This is a genomic window from Arcicella rosea (genome assembly GCF_014204325.1).
Lineage (GTDB): Bacteria > Bacteroidota > Bacteroidia > Cytophagales > Spirosomataceae > Arcicella > Arcicella rosea_A.
The window spans coordinates 1-7,746 of record NZ_JACHKT010000060.1 but is presented as its reverse complement, the minus strand read 5'-3'; the positions used below and the strand labels follow the sequence as shown (position 1 = coordinate 7,746).

The 7,746-nt window shown below is 33.1% G+C and carries 8 protein-coding genes; all 8 read right to left on the bottom strand.

Going from position 1 to position 7,746, the window contains the following annotated elements:
- Positions 1-96 precede the first annotated feature (96 nt).
- Positions 97-654, bottom strand: a complete 558-nt coding sequence (locus tag HNP25_RS21450; protein ID WP_184137793.1) for a 1-acyl-sn-glycerol-3-phosphate acyltransferase — start codon at positions 652-654, stop codon at positions 97-99.
- Between the two features lie 80 nt (positions 655-734).
- The gene (locus HNP25_RS21445) at positions 735-1,925 is read right to left on the bottom strand and encodes a site-2 protease family protein (protein ID WP_184137791.1); all 1,191 of its coding nucleotides are present in this window, start codon (positions 1,923-1,925) and stop codon (positions 735-737) included.
- Positions 1,915-2,535 carry an HAD family hydrolase gene (locus HNP25_RS21440; RefSeq protein ID WP_310587192.1) on the bottom strand — a complete coding sequence of 207 codons (621 nt, stop codon included), beginning with the start codon at positions 2,533-2,535 and terminating at the stop codon, positions 1,915-1,917. Before HNP25_RS21440 ends, HNP25_RS21445 begins: the two co-directional genes overlap by 11 nt.
- A complete protein-coding gene (locus HNP25_RS21435) occupies positions 2,535-3,485 on the bottom strand; it encodes an acetyl-CoA carboxylase carboxyltransferase subunit alpha (RefSeq protein ID WP_184137789.1) in 951 nt (316 codons plus the stop codon). Before HNP25_RS21435 ends, HNP25_RS21440 begins: the two co-directional genes overlap by 1 nt.
- Positions 3,486-3,653: 168 nt before the next feature.
- Positions 3,654-5,081, bottom strand: a complete 1,428-nt coding sequence (locus HNP25_RS21430) for an MBL fold metallo-hydrolase RNA specificity domain-containing protein (RefSeq protein WP_184137787.1) — start codon at positions 5,079-5,081, stop codon at positions 3,654-3,656.
- Between the two features lie 136 nt (positions 5,082-5,217).
- Complete coding sequence (locus tag HNP25_RS21425) at positions 5,218-5,883, bottom strand: CAP domain-containing protein (protein ID WP_184137785.1); 666 nt, start codon at positions 5,881-5,883, stop codon at positions 5,218-5,220.
- Between the two features lie 47 nt (positions 5,884-5,930).
- On the bottom strand, positions 5,931-6,974 hold the full coding sequence (locus HNP25_RS21420) for a DUF6807 domain-containing protein (RefSeq protein WP_409012538.1): 1,044 nt from the start codon (positions 6,972-6,974) through the stop codon (positions 5,931-5,933).
- Between the two features lie 68 nt (positions 6,975-7,042).
- A complete protein-coding gene (locus tag HNP25_RS21415) occupies positions 7,043-7,408 on the bottom strand; it encodes a hypothetical protein (RefSeq protein ID WP_184137784.1) in 366 nt (121 codons plus the stop codon).
- Between the last annotated feature and the right edge of the window lie 338 nt (positions 7,409-7,746).

The following is a 7,746-nucleotide window of genomic DNA, read 5'->3' as shown; positions in this document are numbered from 1 at the left end:
AAGGCAAAAAGTAAGGACGAGAACCAATCCAAAAAACATTGAAATCTTTTAAAATTCACTTTTTCAAGAGAAAATTCGGGATGACTCATGTTTATTTTAGTATTTCAAGTAATTACTCACCCAAGTTTTTTTGTAACCACCAATTTTATCGAAAAACAGTGCAATTTGTTTTAAATCGGCATGAGAATCATTTGTAGTATAAAATGGTTCACTGATTACAATTCCTTTGATGGCATAATCAAAACCAATCATGACAATGGGAATATCAGCGTTTTTAGCAATAAAATAAAAGCCCATTTTTAATTTATCAACATCTTTTCTAGTGCCTTCTGGTGCAATTACTAAATGTAATTCTTCTTTTGAATTGTATAAAGTTGTTACTGCTTTTACAACTTGATTATTACTTGAACGATCTACAGGATAACCACCAAGCCAATAAAACATCCAACCAAAAAGACCTTCAAATAATTCTTTTTTTCCGAGAAAACCCATTTTGACACCAATGGCAGCTCTCGCACCAATTCCCACAGGAAAATCAACTGATTGTGCATGTGGAGCAACAATCAAAATACTTTTTTTGATATGTTTTGGGAACTGACCAACCAATTTCCAGCCAGCTATTTTAAAAAGAAATTTGAACAAAAAATTAAACATTCTAATGTGAATTGAAAATTAATATTATTTTGGATGATTGGTTATGTTTTGAAGTTAATGTTTTCAAAAGCAATAGTCAATTATTTCGCAGCAAAATCAATTTGCATAAATGGATAGGGCGTAAAGCAAAGGATAAAAATAATCAATGAAAGCCAACCTAATAATTGTCTTTTGAAATCTAAAGGTTCATCAATTTCAACTTCGGGATGATAAATGCCCAAAAATCTACCAAGTAAAAATAAGAATGGTAAAAAGCCTGAAAAACCTTGTATGCTGGCAATCGATGGAATGTATGTTAACAACAATTGAACAACTACTATGCTCAAACTTAGCACCCAAGAAGTAAGTTGATTTTCGGAAATTCTTGAAAAACAAATTCTTAGGAAAAGTACATAAGCCAACAACCAAGTAAAAAAGTCCGACTCAGATTGATAATAACCTGTTGCTCCAATGTTTTTTATGTCCTCAATTGTGAACAATCCAAAACCTGCAAAAAAGGCAAAAGCGATAAAAATAACTGGAGAAACAATATTGAAATTCTTTTTACCAATTAATCCATACAAAATATGTCCGCCGTCTAATTGACCGATTGGGAACAAATTCAATGCTGTAAAAAACAATGATAAATATCCAGCCCAAATCAATGGATAGTGCATGATTTCAAAATTTGGAGGCAAAAGATTGGGGTCGGCAACGTAATTTTTAAAGAATTTGAAGAGTAAATTATCGCCCAATACTAATTGCCCATTCATGAATTTGGGGATTCTCATTACTTCACTTGGATAGTTTTTTCCAAACTGTTGATAATCGGGATGAATCGAAAAAATATGTTCAAATGGCGGTAAATGTGTGAAACCATAGTATAAAACTACCAAAGCCACTACAAAACCAGCTAATGGGCCAGCAATACCAATATCAAAATATTGTTTTCTTGAACGGGTTTTTCCTGTAATGCGAATAACAGCACCTAAAGTACCGATATTGATGGCAGAAAAAACGCTTAGAAACATTGGAATGTAGTAAGGTAACGAGGTTTTAATCTTGTAATACCTTGCAGTGAAGTAATGACCAAATTCATGGCAAGTAAGAATACCTAGGAAGGGAAGAGAGAAATTTAATCCTTGCCAGAAATCGTCAGGAAAATGTAAGAGAAAAGGTTCTGGAGCAAAGAAAAAAGCCTTGGCAGTCATTGCTTCTGTTCCTGCCAAGGTTGTTGTGATTAAAGTAACGATGAAAAGAACCGCTTGAATAATCTCTTTTTTATACTTCATTTGAAAATAAATCTAAAATCGTAAATTCGTTGGGAACAATTTGTTTGGTTTGAATACCTAAAGTAGCTGCTCCTTCTAAATTTGCTAACAGGTCATCTAAGAATAAGGTTTCAGAAGCAACAAGGTTTGCTTGTTTGAGTACCTCTTCATAAATATCTACTTCAGGTTTTAGTTTTCCCATTTCGTAAGAAAGAAAAACGTGATCAAAAATTTCACTGAAGTGTTTTACGCCTGCACAACGTTCCAAAATTCGTTCAACTTCCAAAAAATGGATATGACTAGTATTTGAAAGAATATAGATTTTATATTTTGTTGCTAATTTTTTGATGAGTTCAATTCTTGCAGGGTCGATGTCCATCAATAAACCACAAAATGCAGTATCAATTTGTTCATCGCTTGCAGTGATTTTGAGCTCCTCACGAATCTCAGCTCTGAATTCTGCATTAGTTAACTGACCTTTTTCGTATCTCGACCAGATTTGTTTTTCTTTCAAAATTCTTTCACTTTCTCGCCAATTTACATTTTCAGAGATTTCAGTAAAAGCCTTGAATGTTCTTTCAAAGTCAATGTCGATAATGACGTTTCCTAAATCGAAGATGATATTTTTCACTATTTGTATGCACCCATGCCACCGAATTTATCAACTCTTTGATTGATTCTTTCGCTTGGACTAAGTTTTTGAAGTTCAGAAATAGTATTTAGAATTACTTTTTTAACAGTTTGTGTGGCAGTTGCATAATCTAGATGAGCGCCACCAAGTGGTTCAGGAATAATTCCATCGACTAAACCATTGTTCAACATATCTGTTGCTGTTAGTTTCAATGCTTCTGCTGCTTGCTCTTTGAAATCCCAAGAACGCCATAAAATTGAAGAACAAGATTCTGGAGAAATTACAGAATACCAAGTGTTTTCTAGCATCAAAACTCTGTCGCCAATGGCAATACCTAATGCACCACCAGAAGCACCTTCACCGATAATGATACAAATTACAGGAACTTTCAACATGAACATATCACGGATATTTCTTGCGATTGCTTCACCCTGACCACGTTCTTCGGCTTCTAAACCTGGAAATGCACCTGGAGTATCAATTAAAGTAACAATAGGTTTCCCAAATTTTTCTGCCATTTTCATTAAGCGAAGTGCTTTACGATAGCCTTCAGGATTTGGCATTCCGAAATTACGTAATTGACGTTGTTTGGTATTTCTTCCTTTTTGCTGACCGATAATCATGACAGTTTCACCATCAATTTTACCAAATCCACCAACCATTGCTTTATCGTCTCCTACGTTTCTATCGCCATAAATTTCGATAAATTCATCACAGATATTTTCGATATAATCTAAAGTATAAGGGCGTTCTGGATGACGAGAAAGCTGTACTCTTTGCCAACGAGTTAGATTTGTAAAAGTTTCTTTTTTTAATTGTTCGATGTTTGCTTCCAATTGCGAAGCCGCAACGCTAACATCAACATTATTATCAATTGCCAATTTTTTCATTTCAACTAGTTTTGACTCTAGCTCGGCAATGGGTTTTTCAAAATCTAATAAAGTACGCATATTTAGTTTTTTACGGTTATGAAATTATCCGTTGACTATTTTTAGGAAAGGTAAATTTCAGTGATTTTGACTGAAGTTTTAAAAAATATTCTCGCAAAATTAGACAAATATCAACCTAAAAGAAAAGACTGACCAAATTTTTGAGATTTGAGCAGTCTTTTAACATCGCTATAAGATATATTCTTGTCCCATTTCTGGAATTTCTATATTGGCAAAACCTTCATTTTCAAGTAAATCTTTGAAAGTATTCATACTTTCTTCTTCACCATGAATTAAAAATACTTTTTTCAGCTTTTTAGGGGATTGTTTTTTGACAAAATTTAGCAAATCTGCTTGGTCTCCATGACCTGAAAAAATATCTATTTTCTCAACATTCGCCAGTACTTGATATTCTACATCCTTGATTTTTAGCGACTTCTGTCCATTCATTAAACGCCAACCTAAAGTGCCTTCCGAAGAATAACCTACTAATAAAATAGTACAATATACATTATTGATATTGGCAGCAATGTGTTGTTCTACTCTACCGCCAGAAATCATTCCTGAAGCCGAAATTATAATACAAGGCTCGGCATAATTTGAGATAGCTTTACTTGATTTTTCACTTTGAATGTACTGTAAATTTTCAAAGTCAAATAAAGAATCATTTTCTTCTTGAAAATCTCTAGCTTCTTTGTTGAGTTGCTTGAGATTTTTCTGATAAACTTTCGTAGAAGCATAGGCTAAAGGGCTATCACTGAATACTTTGATAGGTTTAAAGCCTTTTTCGGAATATAATCTGTTTAGAGTATATAATAAAGCCTGCGTTCTACCAATTGAAAAAGCAGGGATAATTAATCTTCCCGGAATATCAATACAAGTACGTTGAATAATTTCAGCTAAAGCATCTTCTGGTGTTTTTTTATCTTCGTGCAGTCTGCCACCATAAGTAGTTTCACATAATAAGTAATCTACTTCTGGAATTTCACTAGAAGGGTCAATGTGAAGTGGATAATCTTTTCTACCAATATCGCCAGAAAAACAGATGCTTTTCATTACTCCATTTTCTTGAACCTCAACAATAATGTGTGCTGCACCAAGTAAGTGTCCAGCAGGAATAAAAGTTACCCAAGCATTATCCGCAATTCTGAAACGTCTATGAAATTGAAGTGTGACAAAATTTGCCATGGCATCTTCAACATCTTTTTGTAAGTACAAATCGCCCTTGATGAGCAATCTGTCCATCTTTTTTTTCTTCTTGTTACTGTCACCCTCGGCTTGTTTTACTTTTTTTAAGTTTAAGTTAGCGGCATCGTACAATAATAGACTTGTTAAATCAGCAGTAGCAGAAGTACAAAGAACTTGTCCTTCGTAACCTTCACGATACAGCATGGGTATATTTCCAGAATGATCTATGTGTGCATGTGTAAGGAGAACTAAATTTACTTGAGAGGCCTCAAAAGGGAAAAATGCTTTGTTGGTAACAGGTTGTGTATAATCAACTTCTCGCCCCATATTTCTTCCACAATCAATCAGAATCTTAAACTCATCATCCAATTCAAGTAAATACATACTACCCGTCACCTGCCTTGTAGCTCCCCAAAAAGTTAATTTCATTATATGTATTTTATGTTTTAAATCTCTGTTGGTAATTAGTGTAATTATCACAAAGATATTAAAAAGCGATTCAATTCTCACGGATGTACTTTCCGAAAATTGAAAATATTACCGAAAGTATTTGTCAATCTGTGATTTATCCTCCAAAATTTTGTGTGATTCTGCTAAAAGGACTGTTCTCTGTTTTAAATGGATTTTTACTAAGGCGAATGGCACATCCCATGACTTTGTATTTTTTATTTAAAAGATTGGCACGATGGCCGGGCGAGCTCATCCATTCATTTACAATGTTGATTGCCAGTTCTTTATAGGTTTGCATTGGGATTGGTTTTTCAGTATTGCAATCAATATATTGAAAATCTCCTCCTTTTCTTTGTGGTTCAATAATACAAAAGGTATCATATTTCGACTGAATGATGTCAAATTCCGCAATATTTTCAGCCATTTGAGAAAACTCATTGGTTTGGCTCAATACTCTTTTCGATAAATTTCTATTGTTTTTATTGTATGGATTTTCGTGGCTGTAGAAATTCTTGGAAATCATGGCTTCTGAGTGTTCACTAGCGATACGGTGTAATATCGGAGAATATGAAAAGAGTGGGAGACGGTATTTTTTTCGTTGTAAATTACTAGCCTGAAATAGTGCGGCATCTAATAACTCATAATTGGGATTGCGAGCATCAATAACTTGATTGGCAATGGCAGATTTCAGAAAAGCCTCCGCATTGCTTTCATAAAGCGAAGAATCTGATTGGAAAAAGATACTTTCAACACAGATTACAATTAAAAAAAGATACTTCATACGTATTAAATGTTTTAATTTTAAACGTATGAAGTATCCATGATAGTCTATTTTGCGAAATCTGCCGCTAATTTATTTAATGTTTCATCAGAAGCTTTTCCAGAAGTAATTACAGTACGATAACGGAAAGTAACAGATTGTTTTGGTGCTAAAGTAAGATTTAACTCTTTTTTATCTTTACTGAAAACTTTTTCACCCAAAGGATTAGCAGCAAAAAGTCCATAACCACGAGCATGCCAATAAGTAGGATAATTTATATTTTTTGGATGGTCGATGATAGCAATAGAAATATCTTCATCTTTGATTTTTCCAGCTAAGTTTGTCCACTTTCCACGAGTACTCCAAACATTTTCACCTTCGATGCCTTCGCTACTTCTGTAATTACCAGTAATACCAGTATTGTCTAATTTATCAACTTTGGTTTCGATGCCACTTGCATCTACAAAAACATCAGGTTTATCTGATGGATGTTCTAATTCACGAGCTACTCTGATAGCAAAAAAGCCATCTTTTACGTCTTTAAAAATAACTTCTTTATCTTGTGCCGTTAAAGTTGTAATTCTATCAATAATACGTTGGTCTCCTTTTGAATGAAAAACGTAAGTTGTTTTTTCTTTCAATAATAAATTTCCTTTTCCGTCATTATCAATCCAATCTGCTGTAACCGCTAAACTAGCTTTTCCATTTCCACTTTTACTTTCTACGATGCCAGTATGTTTAATCGTTCCGTATTTAGAACGGTCTTTAATTGCCGTAGAATTATTCCAGAAATCGAAACCATTGACAGATTCATAATTAAGCCACATACCAACATGATGTGGATGGTCAACTCTTTCACCAGCACGAGTAGCAAAAGGATAACCACGAGTAATAGTCGTACCTTTTGATGTAAGAATTGGAAATAATACAGGTTTTTTTAGAATAGCATCACTCGGATAGAAATAAGAAGTAAAAGGTTTGTTATCTACCAAAACATCTACTTTGTTTTCTGCTTCTTTAACAACAAGTTTGATTTGGTCTTTTTTCTGTTGAGCCATTCCGAATTGATAGCCAAATAAAAGTGAACAAAGCAATAAAACGTTTTTTTTCATGTGTATTTTGTTTGGGAGTTATTTCATTTAATTGTTTTATGCTATTCAAAGCAAAATTTGCTTTTTTTTTACTTGAAAGAATCCAAACTTCCTTCTTTTCTGATGACCAAATTTAACCAATACAATACTCCGACGAAAATAATAATTTCAAAAGCATATTCTAAGCTAAAACGAATTTCAGCGAAATCTTTGAATTGAAGGAAAGGCTTGCCCGTTCTGAACCATAAAGAAGGTTGAAAAGCAGCGACAGATTGGATGAAAAAAGTAATGATTAAGAATTTTTTATCCTTAAAAAAATCAAAGCCAAAAAGTAAAGGCATTGCATAGATAAAAATATAATTGGCATAAGAACCGACTTGAATAATCATCATCAAACCAAAAATTACTATCCAAATTTTTGGTACAAATTGCTGAATACTTAATTTTTTACTCAAATAGGTTTGCCAGATAGCAAAGGAAAGAATGACAAAAGGTAAACAATTCCATAAGTAGAGATGTCCATCATATTTTAATTATTTTTACCGATAGGTTTTTTTAGGTTTTTGATTTATTTTGAATCAAAGATAATTAGAAAGGGAAATTTTAGAAAAATTACTTGTTTGAGTGTATGCAAATTTAGAGCTGTTTTATTTAAAATTTGAATTTTAATAAGTTTCAAGTAATAAAAATACTTTGTTTGTACTCTACCCGAAGATTTCTTTAAAGTTTTGATTGTAAGACATTTGTATATTTATCCATTTTGCAAATGCCCCAAAGCATTTATTCCAGAGTT

What these genes read in the sequence shown, in the direction of transcription:
- HNP25_RS21420 (WP_409012538.1), bottom strand. Translation starts at nt 6,974, where the DNA reads ATGAAAAAAAACGTTTTATTGCTTTGTTCACTTTTATTTGGCTATCAA.
- HNP25_RS21430 (WP_184137787.1), bottom strand. Translation starts at nt 5,081, where the DNA reads ATGAAATTAACTTTTTGGGGAGCTACAAGGCAGGTGACGGGTAGTATG.
- HNP25_RS21450 (WP_184137793.1), bottom strand. Translation starts at nt 654, where the DNA reads ATGTTTAATTTTTTGTTCAAATTTCTTTTTAAAATAGCTGGCTGGAAA.
- HNP25_RS21445 (WP_184137791.1), bottom strand. Translation starts at nt 1,925, where the DNA reads ATGAAGTATAAAAAAGAGATTATTCAAGCGGTTCTTTTCATCGTTACT.
- HNP25_RS21435 (WP_184137789.1), bottom strand. Translation starts at nt 3,485, where the DNA reads ATGCGTACTTTATTAGATTTTGAAAAACCCATTGCCGAGCTAGAGTCA.
- HNP25_RS21425 (WP_184137785.1), bottom strand. Translation starts at nt 5,883, where the DNA reads ATGAAGTATCTTTTTTTAATTGTAATCTGTGTTGAAAGTATCTTTTTC.